The 19014-nt window shown below is 68.6% G+C and carries 15 protein-coding genes and 1 tRNA gene; 8 read left to right on the top strand and 8 right to left on the bottom strand.

What is annotated here, in order from left to right; translation table 11 throughout:
* Positions 1-625 precede the first annotated feature (625 nt).
* Positions 626-2332 carry a carbohydrate binding domain-containing protein gene (locus OG588_RS41385; RefSeq protein ID WP_405951722.1) on the top strand — a complete coding sequence of 569 codons (1707 nt, stop codon included), beginning with the start codon at positions 626-628 and terminating at the stop codon, positions 2330-2332.
* Positions 2333-2438: 106 nt separating this feature from the next.
* Here the strand turns inward: OG588_RS41385 and OG588_RS41380 are convergent, their stop codons facing one another.
* Positions 2439-2609: a hypothetical protein gene (locus OG588_RS41380; protein WP_019064996.1), complete on the bottom strand. Its 171-nt coding sequence runs from the start codon at positions 2607-2609 to the stop codon at positions 2439-2441.
* 105 nt (positions 2610-2714) lie between these two features.
* Complete coding sequence (locus OG588_RS41375) at positions 2715-3077, bottom strand: PRC-barrel domain-containing protein (RefSeq protein ID WP_405951721.1); 363 nt, start codon at positions 3075-3077, stop codon at positions 2715-2717.
* A 280-nt stretch (positions 3078-3357) separates the two neighbouring features.
* Between OG588_RS41375 and OG588_RS41370 the strand changes: the two genes are divergently transcribed.
* A complete protein-coding gene (locus tag OG588_RS41370; RefSeq protein ID WP_405951720.1) occupies positions 3358-4317 on the top strand; it encodes a Ppx/GppA phosphatase family protein in 960 nt (319 codons plus the stop codon).
* Positions 4318-4417: 100 nt separating this feature from the next.
* Here OG588_RS41370 and OG588_RS41365 read toward each other — a convergent pair.
* Positions 4418-4505: transfer RNA gene (locus tag OG588_RS41365), tRNA-Leu, on the bottom strand.
* A gap of 223 nt (positions 4506-4728) precedes the next feature.
* Entirely contained in the window at positions 4729-5172 is a 444-nt protein-coding gene (locus OG588_RS41360) for a MarR family winged helix-turn-helix transcriptional regulator (protein ID WP_405951719.1), read from the bottom strand.
* Positions 5173-5253: 81 nt separating this feature from the next.
* Here OG588_RS41360 and OG588_RS41355 point away from each other — a divergent pair, with 81 nt between their 5' ends.
* Entirely contained in the window at positions 5254-6210 is a 957-nt protein-coding gene (locus tag OG588_RS41355; RefSeq protein ID WP_405953340.1) for an LLM class flavin-dependent oxidoreductase, read from the top strand.
* A gap of 65 nt (positions 6211-6275) precedes the next feature.
* On the opposite strand, the gene OG588_RS41350 is transcribed toward OG588_RS41355, so the two are convergent.
* From OG588_RS41350 to sucC, 3 genes are all read right to left on the bottom strand, one after another.
* Positions 6276-7868, bottom strand: coding sequence for an aldehyde dehydrogenase family protein (locus OG588_RS41350; RefSeq protein WP_405951718.1), 1593 nt, complete (start codon positions 7866-7868; stop codon positions 6276-6278).
* Between the two features lie 166 nt (positions 7869-8034).
* Positions 8035-8916, bottom strand: a complete 882-nt coding sequence (sucD, locus tag OG588_RS41345; protein WP_405951717.1) for a succinate--CoA ligase subunit alpha — start codon at positions 8914-8916, stop codon at positions 8035-8037.
* Positions 8917-8927: 11 nt separating this feature from the next.
* The gene (sucC, locus tag OG588_RS41340; RefSeq protein WP_405951716.1) at positions 8928-10058 is read right to left on the bottom strand and encodes an ADP-forming succinate--CoA ligase subunit beta; all 1131 of its coding nucleotides are present in this window, start codon (positions 10056-10058) and stop codon (positions 8928-8930) included.
* Positions 10059-10235: 177 nt separating this feature from the next.
* On the opposite strand from sucC, the gene OG588_RS41335 reads away from it, so the two are divergent.
* The 5 genes from OG588_RS41335 (at position 10236) to OG588_RS41315 (ending at position 18218) form a co-directional block, all read left to right on the top strand.
* Positions 10236-11918: a thiamine pyrophosphate-binding protein gene (locus tag OG588_RS41335; protein WP_405951715.1), complete on the top strand. Its 1683-nt coding sequence runs from the start codon at positions 10236-10238 to the stop codon at positions 11916-11918.
* Positions 11919-11929: 11 nt separating this feature from the next.
* Positions 11930-13162: a formyl-CoA transferase gene (gene frc / locus OG588_RS41330; protein WP_405951714.1), complete on the top strand. Its 1233-nt coding sequence runs from the start codon at positions 11930-11932 to the stop codon at positions 13160-13162.
* Between the two features lie 4 nt (positions 13163-13166).
* The gene (locus OG588_RS41325) at positions 13167-15311 is read left to right on the top strand and encodes an acetate--CoA ligase family protein (protein ID WP_405951713.1); all 2145 of its coding nucleotides are present in this window, start codon (positions 13167-13169) and stop codon (positions 15309-15311) included.
* Positions 15312-15430: 119 nt separating this feature from the next.
* Positions 15431-16819: an OFA family MFS transporter gene (locus OG588_RS41320; RefSeq protein ID WP_405951712.1), complete on the top strand. Its 1389-nt coding sequence runs from the start codon at positions 15431-15433 to the stop codon at positions 16817-16819.
* A 1-nt stretch (position 16820) separates the two neighbouring features.
* The gene (locus tag OG588_RS41315; protein WP_405951711.1) at positions 16821-18218 is read left to right on the top strand and encodes an OFA family MFS transporter; all 1398 of its coding nucleotides are present in this window, start codon (positions 16821-16823) and stop codon (positions 18216-18218) included.
* Positions 18219-18324: 106 nt separating this feature from the next.
* Here the strand turns inward: OG588_RS41315 and OG588_RS41310 are convergent, their stop codons facing one another.
* Complete coding sequence (locus OG588_RS41310; RefSeq protein WP_366095001.1) at positions 18325-19002, bottom strand: GntR family transcriptional regulator; 678 nt, start codon at positions 19000-19002, stop codon at positions 18325-18327.
* Positions 19003-19014: the final 12 nt, after the last annotated feature.

Raw genomic sequence — 19014 nt, 5'->3', positions numbered from 1 at the left:
GGTACCGGAGTTCAAGTGCCCCGAGTAGATGGGGACGTACGGCAGCAGCGGCCCGGGGTTCAAGCGCCGCGGACGCACACGGACGTAGGGCAACGGCCGGCCCAAGTTTCGCGGCTGGGGACGAGACTGGCGCGCGATCTCGCGGCCTGGCGGGTCCGGCAGGTCGATGGGTCGATGGGTCGATGGGTCGACAGGTCCCGCTCATCCGGCTGGCGACAGCCAAGCAGACAGGCGCATGCCCCTACTCACCTCCCCCACCCGGCGCCTCGACCGACACGGACCGGCGAAGTCCCGGCGCCGGTCGCCCGGCCAGGGCAAGCAGGCGCACCCTCACGCCCTCACGCCCTCACGCCCTCACGCCCTCACGCCCTCACGCCCTCACGCCCTCACGCGGCAGCCAACCAGGGACGCACACCCCCTACTCCCCTCCCCCCACCCGGAGTTGACGCGACCCACCCCGAACGAATCGAGTTGGTCTAGTCCTCTTGACGAAGAACCCCACGAGCTGTTTGGTATGTACCAATATCCAGCGCGCCCCGCCCTCGCCTCACCACTCCCCACCCCCACCACTCCACTACTCCACCCCTCCCCGCCCCCGATGGGCACCCCCGAAAGGGGAACTGTCATGCGCCTGGCAAGATTCGCGGCGTCCGTCGCCGCCCTCGCGCTCTCGGTCACCAGCGTCACCGTCGCCCTGGCCCCCGCGAGCAGTGCCGCGGGAAGCAGCGTCTACTCCGTGGCTCCCTACGTCGACATGTCGAACAGTCAGGAAGGACTGCTCGACACCGCCATCACCGGACACAAGCTCAAGGCCTACACCGCGGCCTTCGTACTCGGCGTCGGCTGCAACCAGATCTGGGGCGACACGCTCCCCATCGGCAACGACTCCTACACCGACCCCTTGATCGCCAAGGCCAAGTCCGAAGGCGCGTCGGTCATCATCTCCTCCGGCGGAGCGAGCGGCGAGCCGCTGGCGTGGACGTGCTCCACCCAGAGCAGCATCGACGCCGGATACCAGGCCATCATCAACGACTACGGCGTCACCCAGCTCGACTTCGACATCGAGGGCGCCGCCATCGCGGACACCGCGGCGGCGGCCCGCCAGATGCAGGCGATGAAGGACCTGAAGGCGGCCAACCCGAACCTCCAGTTCTCCATGACCCTGCCGGTGCTGACGAGCGGGCTGACCGGCGACGGCGTCAACATCCTCAAGGCCGCCAAGAACGCGGGCATCAAGATCGACGTGGTCAACATCATGGCCATGGACTACTACGCCGGCACCGGCACCGAGATGGGCCAGGGCGCGATCTCCGCGGCGAAGGCCACGCTGGCGCAGATGCAGTCGGTCGACTCCGGTTACACCTACGCCAACCTCGGCATCACCCCGATGATCGGCAAGAACGACGACGGTTCCACCTTCACCCTCGCCGATGCCCAGACGGTGGAGAGCTTCGCCGCGCAGAACAGCGTCGGGCGCCTCGCGTTCTGGGCGATCACCCGCGACCAGGCATGCAGCGGCACCGCCAACTCGCTGCCCACATGCAGTGAGATCAGCCAGAACAGCCTCGCGTTCACCGACGCGTTCGTGCCCTACGAGGGCAGCTCGGGCGGCGGCGGAGGCACCACCACCGACTTCTCCCTGTCCCTGTCACCGGGCTCCACCTCGGTGACCCAGGGCAGTTCGGCGACAACGACCGTCGCTACGGCCGTCACCTCCGGCAGCGCCGAGTCCGTCGGCCTCGCCGCCTCCGGCGCACCATCCGGCGTCAGCGTCTCGTTCAGCCCCAACTCCGTCACCTCCGGCGGCAGTTCGATGCTCACAGCAACGGTCGGCTCATCCGTGGCCGCGGGCACCTACCCGATCACCGTCACCGGCACCGCCGCGAGCGGCAGTCACAGCGCGACCTACACACTCACGGTCACCACCACCGGCGGCGGAGGGGGCGGCGGGGGCTCCCTGACCAACGCCGGCTTCGAGACCGGCAGCCTCAGCCCCTGGACCTGCGCGAGCGGCAGCGCGGTGGTCTCCACCCCGGTCCACAGCGGCAGCCACAGCCTCCAGGTCACCCCGAGTTCCAGCGCAACCGGCGAATGCGACCAGAGCGTCACCCTGTCCCCCAACACGAGCTACACGCTCAGCGCCTGGGTGCAGGGACCGTACGCCTATATCGGAGTCACCGGCGGAGCCTCCGCGAGCACCTGGTCGAACAGCACGACCTGGAACCAGCTCAAGGTCACCTTCACCACCGGCAGCAGCGGAACGGTCAGCGTCTTCGTCCACGGCTGGTACGGCCAGTCCAGCGTCACCGCCGACGACTTCACCCTCACCTGAGCACACCGGCGCGAGCACGGAGAACCAGCGACACGACAACGGACCGGACCGGACCGGACAACGCGCCAACAGCCTTGTCCGGTCCACCCGTTACAACACCTCGCCGCTACCGAACAGGCCGACTGCCGGAGCGCCGGGACCAGCGCACGGCGACGAGGGCCAGAGCCGCCACAAGAACTGCGACGCCGATCACCAGCAGGTAGCTCAAGCCGTTCGCGGCCACCCCGACGATTCCCAGCACGAGGGCGATCAGGACGAGCAACAGAAAGAGAACCACCGCAGAACACCACCTTCAGACTTCGGACGCCAGACTTCGGACGCCAGACTTCGGACGCGAGACTTCGGACGCGAGACTTCAGACGCCAGCCGGAACAACAGCAGGTCAGCGGCGCGCGAGCTGCCTCTCCCCGCCTGCCCCGGGCCGGTACTCCATGCCGTAGTGCTGGAAGATCGCTTCCTCCCCCTCGGCCGGCAGGATGTCGTCCGTGCCGATCGAAGGCGCCTTCTTCACCTGCGCCTTCGCGTAGCTGACCTTGACGTAGTCGGGTCCGAGGATCGCGTCGCCGAGGGGGACGAAGGCCAACCGTTGACGCGTGGGCAGTCCGATGCGGACCGTGGCCATGGCCGACTCGTCGGTGGCGGTGTCCACGTAGACCGCTTCGAGGACGCCGATCTTGTGTCCCTCGGAGTCGACGACGTTGCGGTTGCGCCACTCACGGATGTCGGCCGCGTGGATCGTTTTCATGTCCGGTCTCCTGAACGCTGGTACAGAACGGGTTCCCCCGCGATCGCCCCTGACACCACAGCCGAGCCCTGCAGGTCACGGCGCCGGTTTTCCCCCTGTGCGGTCGTGCATTTGGCCGGAAGTGTCCCTCCGCTCGGACGGAACGGAACGGGGAGTGTGCGAACGGTGAAGGTAGGATCATGCACTTGGGCCGGAATCCCCGTCACACCGTCGCCCGTACGGTCGGAGGCGGGGAGAAGCAGCCGGTCCTGACGAGCGCGGGACCAGGGGAGGCGATGGAGTGCGGCAGGCAGGTGTGCTCGACGTCGGGTGTCACAGTGCTCTGCTGACAGTGGTACGGCGGCGTCCGGGGGCGGCGCTGGAGCCGGTGTTCTCCCGCAAGGTGCGGCTGCGGCTGCACGAGACCCTCGATCACAAGGGGCGGCTGGAGAAGGCCGGCGTACGAAGCGTCGAGCGGGCGGTGGCCGAGGCCGTCGCCGCGAACCCGCGTACGCGCGGACCGGAAGTCTTCGCGTTCGCCACCTCCGTCATACGGGACGCCCCCAACCGGGACGCGATCATCGCGAGTGTGGCCCGCGCCACGGGTACCCGTCTGCGCGTGCTGACCGGCGAGGAGGAGGCGCGGCTTGCCTACGTGGCCGCCCGTGAGTGGGCGGGCCCGACGGCCGGCCCCCTGCTGGTCCTGGACATCGGCGGCGGGACCGTGGAGATCGCCGTCGGCACCGGAGACCAGCCCGACTCCGTCCTCTCACTGCCGCTGGGTGCGCGCAGGATCACCCGGGACTGGCTGCCCGGCGGCACCGTACCGTCCGCACGCCGCCTGGCCGAGCTCCAGAAGTACCTGCACCAGTACCTGGAAGCCGTCCCCGACCTGCCGCGGGTCGAACCGGGCGGACGGGTGTTGGCCTGCTCCAAAACCTTCGAACAGCTCGCCCGCCTCGCCGCGGCCCGGGGCAAGGCGCCACGTGCCAGGCGGAAGTTGGCCCTGCCCCAACTGCGCGTCTCGATCGACCTGTTGGCCGGTTCGAAGCCGTCCCGCCGCGGCAAACTGCCGGGCATCTCCCACCACCGTGCCGAACAGTCCCTGGCCGGCGCCCTGATCGCTCAAGCCCTCATGAAAGCCTGCGGGGCCAAAACCGTCGAGATCTGCCCCTGGTCCACCCGGGAGGGCCTCCTCCTGGAACACCTCGGCGCACCCCAACCCCACACCGCGGACTCCCGCCCCCGCCAAGCCAGTTGAACCCCGACGCGCCGCACCCCGGCCGTCGACTGCACGCACAACCCGGAAAACAGAAAAACCCCAGATCAACTGGGGTTACTGTTACTGCTGCTCCGACTGCTGGTGTCCGAGGGGGGACTTGAACCCCCACGCCCGTTAAAGGGCACTAGCACCTCAAGCTAGCGCGTCTGCCATTCCGCCACCCGGACTAGGTGTCTGCCGCCTGACCGGGGGTGTTCCCCGCGGCGACATGGACAACAATACCAAGCTTTCGGAGCACCTTTCACCTGCATATCCACCCCTGCCGGAGCCGACCGCAGATGGCCCCCCACCTGCGCGAACCCGCCACCACGGGTGAGTGATCAGCTACGGACCCAGGCCCGGATTCCGCACCCCGCCACCCTCCCCACTCATTCACTCATTCACTCCCACTCACTCCCGCTCCGTGAGCACCAGCGTCCGCAGCGCCCGCACGAGTGACGCCGCCGCCTCCTCGTCCAGCGGGGCGAGGAAACGGCGCTCCGCCGCACGGCGGGCCTTCTCCGCCCGGCGCAGGCAGTCCTGGCCCTCCGGTGTCAGTTCGACGATGTTCTTGCGGCGGTCCTGCGGACTGCGGCGCCGCTCCACCAGACCGTGGTCCTCCAGGCCGTCGATCAGCGACACCATCGTGGTGCGGTCGACCCCGAGCCGCCCGGCGGCCTCGACCTGCGACAACGGCTCCCCCGCCGAGAGCACCACCAGTAGGGCCAGCTCATGGCCGTCCACACCGTGCGGCGCCAGCGCCTCGGCCGACGCGCTGGCCAGTCTGGCCTGGGCGTGCTTGAGGAGGTAACCGAGCCGGGACTCCAGGGGGGTGGGGTACTGATCGTTGGCCATTCGCCGACTGTATCCCGACTGGATCCCCATTCTGATCGTCAGCATGACTGATGATTCGCTACCCTGACGGCCATGACAGCTATGACGAACAAGGCAGAAGCACCCGCTGTGCGGTTCGGGATCAAGACCACCCCCATGCATGTGTCGTACGAGGACATCCGGCGGGTCTGGCTGGAGGCCGACACCGTGCCGGAGATCGCGGACGCCTGGCTGTGGGACCACCTGCTCCCGGTCGCCGGGCCGGAGGACGGGCAGGTGCACGAGGGCTGGACCCTGCTCAGCGCGCTCGCCGCGCAGACGGAACGGCTCCGGCTCGGACTCCTCGTCACCAGCAACCGCGTCCGCCCACCAGCCGTGCTCGGCAAGATGGCGTCCACGGTCGATGTGATCTCGGGCGGCCGTCTCACCCTCGGGCTGGGAGTCGGCGGCACGCATCAGCCGCCGGGGGCCGGAGGCATCGAGGGCGTCAATCCGGCGATCGCGGAGTACGAGGCGTACGGCCTCTCGCTCGTCCCACCCGGCGAGGGCCTCGCCCGACTCGCGGAGACCGTCACGATCCTGAAGGGGATGTGGACCCGGGACGTCTTCGACTTCGACGGCCGCTACTACCGTCTCCGGGGCAATCGGTGCGAGCCCAAGCCTGTGCAGCGGCCCGGTCCCCCGCTGCTCATCGGCGGCTGGGGCACCCGGTTGCTGCGACTGGTCGCCGAGCACGCCGACGTTTGGAACGTTCCAGGACCGCCGCACAACACCGTCGGCTACGTCGCCGAACGCGCCCGCGTCCTGGACGCGCACTGCGCCGAACTGGGCCGCGACCCGGGCACGATCACGCGCTCGGTCCAGGTCCTGGTGTCGTACGACGATCCGGCCACCACGAGGGAGACGGTCGGCCGTCTCGTCGACGCCGGGATGAACCACATCGTGCTCGGTCTGCCGCGCCCCTATCCGCAGGGCGTGGCCCGCTGGCTGGCCCACGAGATCATCGTCGGGCGGCACTCGGTGAACGCGAGTGCCGCCCGGCCGCCGATCACGGCGTGAGCCAGTACCGATGGTCAGCGCGCAGGCCGAACCTGCCGGTCAGGGCGTGACCCCGCGCCCGCCGGTCAGGGCATGAGCTGGTACTCCGGGAAGTTGCCCGGCAACCGCTCCCCCACCGGCCCGTGTGTCACCGCGCGGATGAGGAGTTCGCCGCCGACGAAGGCGCCGCGCCAGGACGCGCCGAACCCGCCGAACAGTTCGTCGCGGTCGCCGCGCGAGCGTGGTGTGCCGTGGCCGACCTTGAACGCGCGGATCTGCGGGGCCAGTCGGTCGTAGGTCGCCCGGTCGTCTGTGGACAGGGTGGCGACGAGCGCGCCGTTGGACGCGTTCATCGCGGCCAGCAGTTCCGCCTCCGTGTCGACCAGGACGATGGTGTCGACCGGGCCGAACGGCTCCGCGTGGTGCAGCGGGGACGACGGGGGCGGGTTGAGGAGTGTGACGGGGCGGACGTACGCCGAAGTGTCCTGCCCGGGAAGGAAGTTGGCCTCGGACAGCTGGCCGCGGTGCAGCGGTACGGCGCCGCGGTCGATCGCCTCGGCCACCTGGTCGTGGAGTTCCTTGGCCTTGGCCGCGTTGATCACGGGTCCGAAGTCCAGTTCCGGATACGGGTCTTGAGGGTGCTGAACCGCAAGAGGGTGGCCGACGCGGAGAGTTCGGACCGCCGGGAGGTAGGCGGCGAGGAACTCGTCGAACAGCTCGCGCTGGACGACGAAGCGCGGATACGCCGTGCAACGCTGCTTGCCGTAGTCGAAGAGCTTGGGGATGACCGCGGTGAGCGTGGCCCAGTCCGTGTGGTTCCAAATGCCCCAGGTGTTGAGTCCCTCCTGTTCCAGGATGTGCCGTTTGCCGAGGTCGGCTACGGCGGTGGCCACCGCGGCTCCGGTGTCGCGCCCGCCGACGAAGGAGACGCAGCCGATCTCGGGCGCGCGGACCAGTGCCTCCGACAGCTCGCCCCCGCTGCCGCTGACGAGGGTGACGGGGATTCCCTCGCGCGCGGCGAGCGCTGCGGCCAGGGTGAGGCAGGCGACGCCGCCGTCGGTCGGGGTCTTGGCGATGACCGCATTGCCTGCCAGTGCCTGCACGAGCATGGCGTGGACGAGCACGCTCATCGGGTAGTTCCAGCTCGCGATGTTGGACACCGGGCCGTCCAGCGGGGTGCGGCCGGCGAGCATCGGCTCGATGCCGTCGACATACCAACGAACGCCGTCGATGGACCGGTCCACATCTGCCTGCGCGAGCCGCCAGGGCTTGCCGATCTCCCAGACCAGCAGCAGCGCGAGGAGTTCGCGGTGCTCGGTCAGGGCGTCCAGCGTCGCGGCGACTCGGGCACGCCGTTCGTCGAGCGGGACGTGGCGCCAGGCGCGGTGCTGGTCGAGGGAGGCGCGTACGGCCTGGTGGGCGGTGGACCGGTCCAGGCGGGGCGGGCCCGCGATGGGGCTGCCGTCGACGGGGCTGGTGGCGGGCAGCGCCCGGCCGTCCCGCTGCCAGGCGGAGTTCCAGAGGTTGAGGACGCGGTCGTCCTGGAACGCCTCGGGCGCGACGGCGAGGCAACGCCGCCAGGCGTCACTCCAGGACGTGCCCGCCTTGAGGACCGGGGGGTGAAGGGTGGGCGTGGGGGTGGGTGTCGGGGTGGAACCAGGCGTGAGGGTTGATGCCATGCTTCTGCTCCGCTCTCGGTGCACAGTCGGGGCGGGGTGAGGCAGGAACGGTCCAACGTACGAACTGTCGTACAGATGAGGCTAGTTGCGCTCGAAGGAGCACATCAGTCACGCCACCTCAACTATGAGTGACGTCACGTACCGCTTACGGGAGGGCCGGCGCCGCTCACCGGAGATTCAACCGGTCCAACACCAGCCGGGCCGTCTCCGTCGGCGTACTTCCGACCTTCACTCCCACGGCCTCCAGCGCCTCCTTCTTCGCTGCCGCCGTACCGGAGGAGCCCGACACGATGGCGCCCGCGTGGCCCATCGTCTTGCCCTCGGGTGCGGTGAAGCCGGCGATGTAACCGACGACGGTTTTGGTGACGTGGTCGCGGATGTACGCGGCGGCGCGTTCCTCGGCGTCGCCGCCGATCTCCCCGATGAGGACGATCAGTTCGGTGTCGGGGTCGTCCTGGAACGCGGCGAGGCAGTCGATGTGACTCGTACCGACGACGGGGTCTCCGCCGATGCCGACGCAGGTGGAGAAGCCGATGTCCCGTAGTTCGTACATGAGTTGATAGGTGAGCGTGCCCGACTTGGAGACCAGGCCAATACGGCCCGGCTTGGTGATGTCGGCGGGAATGATGCCGGCGTTCGCCTGGCCGGGGGTGATCAGGCCGGGGCAGTTGGGGCCGATGATCCGGGTGCCATTCGAGCGCGCGTAGGCGGTGAAGGCGACCGAGTCGTGGACCGGGATGCCCTCGGTGATGACGACGGCGAGGCCGATGCCCGCGTCGGCGGCCTCGATCACGGCCGCCTTCGCGAAGGCGGGCGGCACGAACACGACGCTGACATCGGCTCCCGTCGACCGCATACCGTCGGCGACCGACCCGAAGACCGGCACGGCCCGGTCGTCGAAGTCGACGGTACGGCCCGCCTTGCGGGGGTTGACGCCGCCGACGATGTTCGTGCCGGCGGCGAGCATCCGGCGGGTGTGCTTCATGCCCTCGCCGCCGGTCATGCCCTGGACGAGGACCTTGCTCTCCTTGGTGAGGTAGATCGCCATGTCCCGGCTCCTTAGCGTGCGTTGGCGAGGTCGGCGGCGCGGCGGGCGGCGCCGTCCATGGTGGTGGCCTGCTGGACCAGCGGATGCGCGTGGCCGTCGAGGATCGCCCAGCCCCGGGCCGCGTTGTTGCCGTCGAGGCGGACGACCAGCGGCTTGGTCAACTGCACGGATTCCAGGGCCCGTACGATGCCGTCGGCCACCGCGTCGCATGCGGTGATCCCGCCGAAGACGTTGACGAACACCGACTTCACGGCCGGGTCGGAGAGGATGACGGACAGCCCGTCAGCCATGATCTGGGCCGATGCCCCGCCGCCGATGTCGAGGAAGTTGGCGGGGCGGGCACCACAGCCGGCGACCACGTCGAGCGTCGACATGACCAGGCCCGCTCCGTTGCCGATGATGCCGACCTCGCCGTCGAGCTTGACGTAGTTGAGCCCCTTCGCGGCGGCCGCCGCTTCCAGCGGATCATCGTGCGCCGCGCCCTCGGCACCCCAACGCGCCTGCCGGAAACGGGCGTTGTCGTCGAGGGTCACCTTGCCGTCGAGGGCGAGAATCTGCCCCTGTTTCGTCCGCACGAGCGGGTTCACCTCGACGAGAACGGCGTCCTCACGGACCAGCACCTCCCACAACCGCACGAGGACGTCGACGGTCTGCGGCGGCAGACCGGCCGCCTCGGCGATCTCTCCCGCCTTGGCCGAGGTGACGCCCTCGGCCGGGTCGATGTGTATACGGGCGACCGCATCCGGTCGACGGGCGGCGACCTCCTCGATCTCCGTACCGCCCTCGACGGACGCGATCGCGAGGAAACGGCCCGCCGCGCGGTCGAGGACGTAGGAGACGTAGAACTCGCTCTCGATGTCGACCGGTTGAGCCAGCATCACCTTGCCGACCGTGTGGCCCTTGATGTCCATGCCCAGGATCTGCCGGGCCGTGAGTTCGGCGGCGGCCGGGTCGGCGGCGAGTTTGACCCCGCCCGCCTTACCCCGTCCACCGGTCTTCACCTGGGCTTTCACCACCACTCGCCCACCCAGCCTGCGGGCGATCTCCCGCGCCTCCTTGGACGAGGCGGTGACCTCGGCCCGGGGCACCAAGATGCCGTGTTCCTCGAAGAGTTCCCTTGCCTGGTGCTCGTACAGATCCATCCGAGCTCCTCGCTGCTGTGTCTGTCCGGGGAGCGACCCCGTCCCCCGAAAAGTGCCGCACGCCCCCTGGACACCACCCACCGGATGCGGGATAACAAGTTTCATACAGTATTCGTCGACTGTATGCAATGTACCGCGAGAGCGCTCCAACCCCCTACGAAGGGACAGGACTTCGCCATGCCCGACGACACCCAGGACGTGATTTCCGGTGGTCATCTCGTCGCCAAAGCCCTGAAAGCCGAGGGGGTCGACCGCATCTACACCCTGTGCGGCGGCCACATCATCGACATCTACGACGGCTGCGTCGACGAGGGCATAGAAGTCGTCGACGTACGCCACGAACAGGTGGCAGCCCACGCGGCGGACGGCTACGCGCGGATCACCGGCAGGCCGGGATGCGCGGTGGTCACCGCCGGTCCCGGTACGACCGACGCCGTGACCGGTGTCGCCAACGCGTTCCGCGCCGAGTCCCCGATGCTGCTGATCGGCGGTCAAGGGGCCCTGACCCAGCACAAGATGGGGTCCCTCCAGGACCTGCCGCACGTCGACATGATGACGCCGATCACCAAGTTCGCGGCGACCGTGCCGGACACGGCGCGCGCCGCCGACATGGTGTCGATGGCGTTCCGCGAGTGCTACCACGGCGCACCTGGCCCCTCCTTCCTGGAGATCCCGCGCGATGTCCTCGACGCGAAGGTTCCGGTGGGCAAGGCGCGGGTGCCGCAGCCCGGCGCCTATCGCGCCTCGACCCGGTCGGCCGGCGACCCCGAGGCGATCGAGAAGCTCGCAGACCTGCTGGTCCACGCCGAGAAGCCGGCGATCCTGTTGGGCAGCCAGGTGTGGACAACTCGCGGCACCGAGGCGGCCATTGACCTCGTCCGCACCCTCAACATCCCCGCGTACATGAACGGCGCGGGGCGCGGCACCCTCCCGCCCGGCGACCCGCACCACTTCCAGCTCTCGCGCCGGTACGCCTTCTCCAACGCCGACGTCATCGTCATCGTCGGCACGCCCTTCGACTTCCGCATGGGCTACGGAAAGCGGCTCTCCCCGGACGCGACCGTCGTGCAGGTCGACCTCGACTACCGCACCGTCGGCAAGAACCGCGACATCGATCTCGGCATCGTCGGCGACGCGGGGCTCGTGCTGAAGTCGGTCACCGAGGCCGCCTCGGGACGCATCAACGGCGGTGCGTCGAGGCGCAAGGAGTGGCTCGACGAGCTGCGGGCCGCCGAACAGGCCGCGATCGAGAAGCGGTTGCCGAGCCTGAAGTCGGACGCCTCACCGATCCACCCGTACCGCCTGGTCAGCGAGATCAACGACTTCCTCACCGAGGACTCCATCTACATCGGCGACGGCGGTGACATCGTCACCTTCTCCGGACAGGTCGTGCAGCCCAAGTCGCCCGGCCACTGGATGGATCCGGGCCCGCTGGGCACCCTCGGCGTCGGCGTCCCGTTCGTCCTCGCGGCGAAGCAGGCACGGCCCGACAAGGAGGTCGTCGCGCTGTTCGGCGACGGCGCGTTCTCGCTCACCGGCTGGGACTTCGAGACCCTCGTCCGCTACGACCTCCCGTTCGTCGGCATCGTCGGCAACAACTCCTCGATGAACCAGATCCGTTACGGCCAGGCCGCCAAGTACGGGCTGGAACGCGAGCGGGTCGGCAACACCCTCGGCGATGTCCACTACGACAAGTTCGCCCAGATGCTGGGTGGTTACGGCGAGGAGGTCCGCGACCCCGCCGACATCGGCCCTGCGCTGCAACGCGCCCGGGAGTCGGGCAAGCCCTCGCTGATCAACGTCTGGGTCGACCCGGACGCGTACGCCCCCGGAACCATGAACCAGACGATGTACAAGTGAGGTGAACGGCCATGACCGCAAGGGCACTTGAGGGCATCCGCGTCCTCGACATGACGCACGTCCAGTCCGGCCCCTCCGCGACCCAACTCCTCGCCTGGCTCGGCGCCGACGTCGTCAAGCTGGAGGCGCCGACCGGTGACATCACGCGCAAGCAGCTGCGCGATCTCCCGGATGTCGACTCGCTCTACTTCACGATGCTCAACTGCAACAAGCGGAGCATCACCCTCAACACCAAGACCGAGCGCGGCAAGGAGATCCTCACCGAGCTGATCCGGCGCTCCGACGTCATGGTCGAGAACTTCGGGCCGGGCGCGGTCGACCGTATGGGGTTCACCTGGGATCGCATACAGGAGATCAATCCCCGCATTGTGTATGCGTCCATCAAGGGTTTCGGGGACGGCCCGTACACCAACTTCAAGGCGTACGAGGTCGTCGCGCAGGCGATGGGCGGGTCGATGTCGACCACCGGCTTCGAGGACGGGCCGCCGCTGGCCACGGGCGCTCAGATCGGTGACTCCGGCACAGGAGTGCATACAGTAGCCGGTATATTGGCGGCACTCTTCCAGCGGGAGAGCACCGGCCGCGGCCAGCGGGTCAATGTCGCCATGCAGCACGCCGTGCTGAACCTGTGCCGGGTGAAGCTGCGCGACCAGCAGCGCCTGGCGCACGGGCCGCTCGCCGAGTACCCGAACGAGGACTTCGGCGACGAGGTGCCCCGCTCGGGCAACGCGTCCGGCGGTGGCCAGCCCGGCTGGGCGGTGAAGTGCGCGCCGGGCGGCCCGAACGACTACGTCTACGTCATCGTGCAGCCCGTCGGTTGGAAGCCGCTCACCGAGCTGATCGGCCGGCCCGAGCTGGCCGAGGACCCCGAATGGGCCACGCCCGAGGCCCGGTTGCCACAGCTCTCCAAGATGTTCCAGCTGATTGAGGAGTGGTCCTCCACCCTGCCCAAGTGGGAGGTACTGGAGCGGCTCAACGCTCACAACATCCCGTGCGGGCCGATCCTGTCGACCAGGGAGATCATCGAGGACGAGTCGCTGGTCGCCAACGAGATGGTCGTGACGGTCCCGCACCCCGAGCGCGGCGAGTTCGTCACCGTCGGCAGCCCGCTCAAGCTCTCCGACTCCCCCGTGGACGTGACCAGTTCACCGCTGCTCGGCGAGCACAACGAAGAGGTCTACATCGGCGAACTCGGTCTCGGCGAGGAAGAGTTGCGCCTCCTCAAGTCGAACGGGGTGATCTGACGTGATGGCAGAGGACCGGGTCCTGAAGGTGCGCGCCCTGCTCGACTCCGTGCGGGCCGAGGGACGGTTCGCGCTGACCGCACCTGAGGGCAAGGTGATCGCCGACGCGTACGGGATCGCCGTACCGGGTGAGGAGTTGGCGACGGACGTCGACGAGGCCGTGGCGTACGCGGCGCGGTTCGGCGGGCCCGTCGTGATGAAGATCGTCTCGCCCGACATTCTGCACAAGACCGACGCCGGTGGCGTGATCGTCGGGGTCGAGGGCGCGGCGGACGTACGGGCCGCGTTCCACAGGATCGTCGACAACGCGCGGGCGTACGACGCCGACGCCCGCATCGAGGGCGTCCAGGTACAGGAGTTGCTGCCGCAGGGGCAGGAGGTCATCGTCGGCGCGGTGACCGACCCGACGTTCGGGAAGGTGGTCGCGTTCGGGCTCGGCGGGGTGCTCGTCGAGGTGTTGAAGGACGTGACGTTCCGGCTCGCGCCCGTCACCCCCGACGAGGCGTTGTCGATGTTGGACTCGATCCGCGCGGCGGAGATCCTGCGCGGGGTGCGCGGCGCGCCGGCCGTCGACCGGTGGGCGATCGCCGAGCAGATCCGCCGGGTGTCCCAACTGGTCGCGGACTTCCCGGAGATCGCCGAGGTGGACCTCAACCCGGTGATCGCGACACCGGAGGGTGCGGTCGCGGCCGACATCCGCGTCATCCTCGCCGAATCGCAACCGGTAGCCCGTCGACGGTATACACGCGACGAAATCCTGACGACCATGCGCCGCCTCATGGAGCCGAACTCGGTCGCCGTGATCGGTGCCTCGAACGAGCAGGGCAAGATCGGCAATTCGGTGATGCGCAACCTCGTCGACGGCGGCTTCGCCGGGGAGATCCATCCCGTGAACCCCAAGGCCGATGACATCCTCGGCCGCAAGGCGTACAAGAGTGTCACGGACGTTCCCGGTGAGGTGGATGTGGCCGTCTTCGCCATTCCCGCCAAGTTCGTGGCAGCGGCACTGGAGGAGGTGGGACGCAAGAACATCCCCAACGCCGTCCTCATCCCCTCCGGGTTCGCCGAGACCGGCGAAGTCGCGCTCCAGGACGAGATCGTGGCGATCGCCGAGCGCTACGGCGTCCGCCTTCTCGGACCGAACATCTACGGCTACTACTCGACCTGGCAGGACCTGTGCGCCACGTTCTGCACGCCGTACGACGTGAAGGGCGGGGTGGCGCTGACCTCGCAGTCCGGTGGCATCGGGATGGCCATCCTGGGGTTCGCGCGGACCACGAAGACCGGGGTGTCGGCGATCGTCGGGCTCGGCAACAAGTCGGACCTGGACGAGGACGACCTGCTGACCTGGTTCGGTGAGGACCCGCACACCGAGTGCATCGCGATGCACCTGGAGGACCTCAAGGACGGCCGCGCCTTCGTCGAGGCAGCCCGAAAGACCGTACCCCTCAAGCCAGTTGTAGTGCTGAAGGCTGGTCGTACGGCGGCGGGCGCCAAGGCCGCCGGCTCTCACACGGGCGCGCTGGCCGGCGACGACGCCGTGTACGGCGACATCCTGAAGCAGGCCGGTGTCATCCGCGCCCCGGGGCTCAACGACATGCTGGAGTACGCGCGCGGTCTGCCCGTACTGCCAACTCCCCAGGGAGACAACGTCGTTATCATCACCGGCGCCGGCGGCAGCGGTGTGCTGCTCTCCGACGCGGTGACCGACAACGGCCTTTCCCTGATGGAGATTCCGCCCGATCTGGACGCGTCCTTCCGGGAGTTCATCCCGCCCTTCGGGGCCGCGGGCAACCCGGTCGACATCACCGGGGGCGAGCCGCCGTCGACGTACGAGGCGACGATTCGACTCGGCTTGGAGGACCCGCGCATCCACGCGCTGGTGCTCGGTTACTGGCACACCATCGTCACTCCCCCGATGGTCTTCGCCGAGCTCACCGCGCGCGTGGTCGCCGAGTTCAAGGAACGCGGCATCGAGAAGCCGGTGGTGGCCTCGCTCGCGGGTGACGTGGAGGTCGAGGAGGCCTGCCAGTACCTGTACGAGCGCGGGGTCGTGGCGTACCCGTACACGACGGAGAAGCCGGTGGCGGTGCTGGGCGCGAAGTACCAATGGGCGCGTGCGGCAGGGCTGTTGGGCGGTGGTTCATGACGTGAGTCGACGCGGGGTCGGCCGACAGTGCGGTCGGCCGACCCCGGGGACCCGTGCGCACGCGAAAGGCATTGGACAGGGGGCGCTGGCCAGACTTTCGACGCAAGGGGCACTGAGCGATGGCAAGAACGGACTACCAAACGTCCGCCCCCTACAGGGAGGTGACGGACCGTCACGGCCGCGTGTACCGCATCGGTGAGTCCGATGTCGACATCATGGGCCGGGCACGCAAGTGGATGGTCGTCCTGCCCTGGGTGGGCATGATGGGCATCAGCTCCGCCGAGTACGCGTTCACGTCGGCGGAGGACACGCTCCACGACGCGCATCTGTGGAGCAGTGGACACATCTTCTGGCTGATGGGCGTCTGGGTGTTCTTCCAGGCGGCCGTGGCCTTCCCGGCCGGGCGGTTGCGGGAGAGCGGCCGACTCCCCGCCCGTACGGCCATGTTGATCGGCGCGCTCGGCACTCTGCTGGGCTATCTGGCGCTCGCGTTCGCGCCGAACGTGCTCGTCGCCTACTTCGGCTTCGGCATGTGCAGCGGTATCGGCGCCGGTCTTGTGTATGCGACGTGCGTGAACATGGTCGGCAAGTGGTATCCGGAGCGCAAGGGCGGCAAGACGGGCTTCGTGAACGGCGGATTCGCCTACGGGTCGGTGCCGTTCGTGTTCCTCTTCACCTCCGTGCTCGACCTCGGCAACTACGAGGTGCTGCTGAGCCTGGTCGGCGTAGGCCTGTGTCTGGTGGTGGCGTCGGCGGGCTGGTTCTTCCGTGATCCGCCGAAGAACTGGTGGCCCGCGCACGTCGATCCGCTCAAGGCGGCCCAAGACCCCAGGATCCGGCGGGCGTTGGAGAAGAACCCACCGGCGATCAAGCAGTACACACCCAAGGAGGCCGCCCGTACCCCCGTGCTCTGGATGATGTGGTTCTGTCTGCTGTGCACGGCCGGCATCAACATCTTCGGCATCGCCTTCCAGGTGCCGTTCGGCAAGGACATGGGCTTCGCGGGCGGCATCGTGGCCACGGCGATGTCCCTGAAGGCGATCGTGAACGGCACCGGGCGCGGTGTCATCGGCTGGATCTCCGACCGCTTCGGCCGCCGCCACACACTGATCATCGTGTGCCTCGTGCTCGGCACGGCCCAGTTCGGGGTGCTGGTCTCGGGCCAGATGGGCAGCATGCCGTTCTTCCTGTTCTGCTCCATGGTCTCGGGTTTCGGCGGCGGGGCGATCTTCCCGCTGTTCGCGGCCATGACGGCCGACTACTTCGGTGAGAACAACAACGCCAGCAACTACGGGATGGTCTACAGCTCGAAGCTGATCTCGGGGCTCGTCGGCTCCGGTCTGGGCGCGGTCGTCGTCGGTGAGTGGGACTACCACGGCGCGTTCGTCCTGGCCGGTTCGGTGGGCCTGGCCTCCGCGGTGCTGGCGCTCTTCCTCAAGGCTCCGGGCAGGCCCGACGCCCGGCGCATCGTGCCCAATCCGCACCCGCTCGGCGAGGAGATGGCGTGACATGACCGCAGATCCCATCACCACGAACGAATCCGGCGCCGCGAACCGTCCCTACCGTGAAGTGACCGACGCCCACGGCCGCGTCTACCGCGTCGGCGAGACCGACCGCGACATCCTCGGCCACTCCCGCAAGATCATGATCTATCTGCCATGGATCGCCATGATGGCGATCAGTGTCTTCGAGTACGCGTACGGCTCCGCGGAGGACACCCTGTCCAGCGCGCACGGCTGGACGCAGAGCAACACCTTCTGGATCCTGAGCATTTGGGTCTTCTTCCAGGCCGGCATCGCCTTCCCGGCAGGCTGGATGCGCGAGAAGGGCATCCTGACGGCCCGCAAGGCGATGTACGTCGGCTCGGTGCTGTGCGTGCTCGGTTTCCTCGCACTGTCCCACCTGGACAACGTGTGGCTGGCGATCATCGGCTTCGGCGTGATCGGCGGTGTCGGTGCCGGGCTGGTCTACGCGACCTGCATCAACATGGTCGGCAAGTGGTTCCCCGAACGGCGGGGCGCCCGCACCGGGTTCGTCAACGGCGGCTTCGCGTACGGTTCGCTGCCGTTCATCTTCATCTTCAACTACGCCTTCGACACTGGGAATTACCACCGGGTCCTGGATCTGATCGGCTGTTACATCCTGGTCGTGGTGTTCGGGTGCGCGTTCTTCTTCAAGGACCCGCCGAAGAACTGGTGGCCCGCCGACATCGACCCGCTGACCTACGGCGGCAGCGGCAAGAGCGCGACGAGCCTCGCCAAGAACCCCCCTGCTGTACGGCAGTTCACGCCCAAGGAGGCCATCCGTACCGGCATGCTGCCGCTGATGTGGCTGTCCATCGTGCTGACCGCGGGGGTGTCGATCTTCGGGATCTCCTTCCAGGTCGACTTCGCCAAGGACGTGGGCTTCGGCCCGCTGGTGGCGGCCTCCTCGATGGGCATCATGGCCGTCATCAACGGCATCGGCCGTGCGGTCGTCGGCTGGCTGTCCGACCTATGGGGCCGCAAACTCACCCTGGTCTTCGTCATTCTGGTCCTGGGCCTGGCCCAGTTCGGGGTGATCTGGGCCGGGCATCTGCGCAGTGAGTGGCTGTTCCTGTTCTTCGCCTTCCTCTCCGGTTTCGGCGGCGGCGCGTTCTACCCGATGTTCGCCGCGCTGACCCCGGACTACTTCGGCGAGAACTTCAACGCCACCAACTACGGCCTGGTGTACAGCGGCAAGCTCGTCAGCGGCCTCTTCGGCGGCGGTCTCGGCTCGATGGTCGTGGCGGCCTGGGGCTACAACGGCGCGTACGCGCTGGCGGGCGGCGTCTCGATGGTGGCGGCGGCGATCGCGTTGCTACTACGTCAACCGGGGCGCGGGGACCGGAAGTTGGCCCAGGTTCCACAACCCCAGCCAGCGGCCTGACAGTTCGGACGACTCGGTAGCAGACCTGGACACGCCTGATGGCCCTCCCCGGGACGGGAGGGCCATCGCCTTCGTGTCTGTCGGTGCGTCAGGAGGCCCGTGCGGCTCAGGACTTGTCGCGCTCGTGATACGACCGCCGGGTGTGCTCGGTGTGTTCGCGCATCAGCAGGCCGGCGCGCAGTTCGTCGCGGGCGGCGATCGCGTCGATCAGAAGGCGGTGCTCGACCCAGGACGTCAGGCCGCGCTGCCGGGCCACCGGCGTGTAGTACCAGCGGACCCGGCGGTCGACCTGCGCGGCGAGTTCGGCGAGGACGGCGTTGCCGGCCAGCTCCATGATCTTCGCGTGGAAGCGGGCGTTCATGGCGACGGCGGCGTCCACGTCGTCGGCGTCGACGGCGCGCTCACCCTCCGCGCACAGCTCCTCCAGGACGGCGATGCCCGCCTTGCCCGCGTTGACGGCGGCGAGCCGGGCGGCCTCGGCCTCCAACAGCGTTCGTACGGTGAGGAGTTGGTCGGCCTCCTCCTCCGTCGGCTCGTGCACGAACGCGCCCTGGGCGGGCCGTAGATCGACCCAGCCCTCGGTGTTGAGCCGTTGCAACGCCTCCCGCACCGGCTGCCGGGACACCCCCAGGTGCCCGGCGAGTTCGCTCTCGACGAGATGCTGGCCGGGCCGCAGGGCGCGCGTGGTGATGAGTTCCAGCAGCGCCTCGTAGACGCGGTCACGCAGCGGGCCCGGGCGTTCGAGCTTGGGCACCGCCCCCTGCGGCAGTCCTTGCGACAACATCGCGGTCCCCCT

The organism is Streptomyces prunicolor, assembly GCF_045162825.1.
In the GTDB taxonomy this organism is placed as follows: Bacteria; Actinomycetota; Actinomycetes; order Streptomycetales; family Streptomycetaceae; genus Streptomyces; species Streptomyces prunicolor.
Note: the sequence above shows the minus strand (reverse complement) of the source record. Positions and strands in the feature narration are given on the sequence as shown.

Bases quoted from the DNA above. Each gene is read 5' to 3' on its own strand.
- OG588_RS41385 (WP_405951722.1), top strand. From the start codon at position 626: ATGCGCCTGGCAAGATTCGCGGCGTCCGTCGCCGCCCTCGCGCTCTCG.
- OG588_RS41375 (WP_405951721.1), bottom strand. From the start codon at position 3,077: ATGAAAACGATCCACGCGGCCGACATCCGTGAGTGGCGCAACCGCAAC.
- OG588_RS41360 (WP_405951719.1), bottom strand. From the start codon at position 5,172: ATGGCCAACGATCAGTACCCCACCCCCCTGGAGTCCCGGCTCGGTTAC.
- OG588_RS41355 (WP_405953340.1), top strand. From the start codon at position 5,254: ATGACGAACAAGGCAGAAGCACCCGCTGTGCGGTTCGGGATCAAGACC.
- OG588_RS41350 (WP_405951718.1), bottom strand. From the start codon at position 7,868: ATGGCATCAACCCTCACGCCTGGTTCCACCCCGACACCCACCCCCACG.
- sucD (WP_405951717.1), bottom strand. From the start codon at position 8,916: ATGGCGATCTACCTCACCAAGGAGAGCAAGGTCCTCGTCCAGGGCATG.
- sucC (WP_405951716.1), bottom strand. From the start codon at position 10,058: ATGGATCTGTACGAGCACCAGGCAAGGGAACTCTTCGAGGAACACGGC.
- OG588_RS41335 (WP_405951715.1), top strand. From the start codon at position 10,236: ATGCCCGACGACACCCAGGACGTGATTTCCGGTGGTCATCTCGTCGCC.
- frc (WP_405951714.1), top strand. From the start codon at position 11,930: ATGACCGCAAGGGCACTTGAGGGCATCCGCGTCCTCGACATGACGCAC.
- OG588_RS41325 (WP_405951713.1), top strand. From the start codon at position 13,167: ATGGCAGAGGACCGGGTCCTGAAGGTGCGCGCCCTGCTCGACTCCGTG.
- OG588_RS41320 (WP_405951712.1), top strand. From the start codon at position 15,431: ATGGCAAGAACGGACTACCAAACGTCCGCCCCCTACAGGGAGGTGACG.
- OG588_RS41315 (WP_405951711.1), top strand. From the start codon at position 16,821: ATGACCGCAGATCCCATCACCACGAACGAATCCGGCGCCGCGAACCGT.
- OG588_RS41310 (WP_366095001.1), bottom strand. From the start codon at position 19,002: ATGTTGTCGCAAGGACTGCCGCAGGGGGCGGTGCCCAAGCTCGAACGC.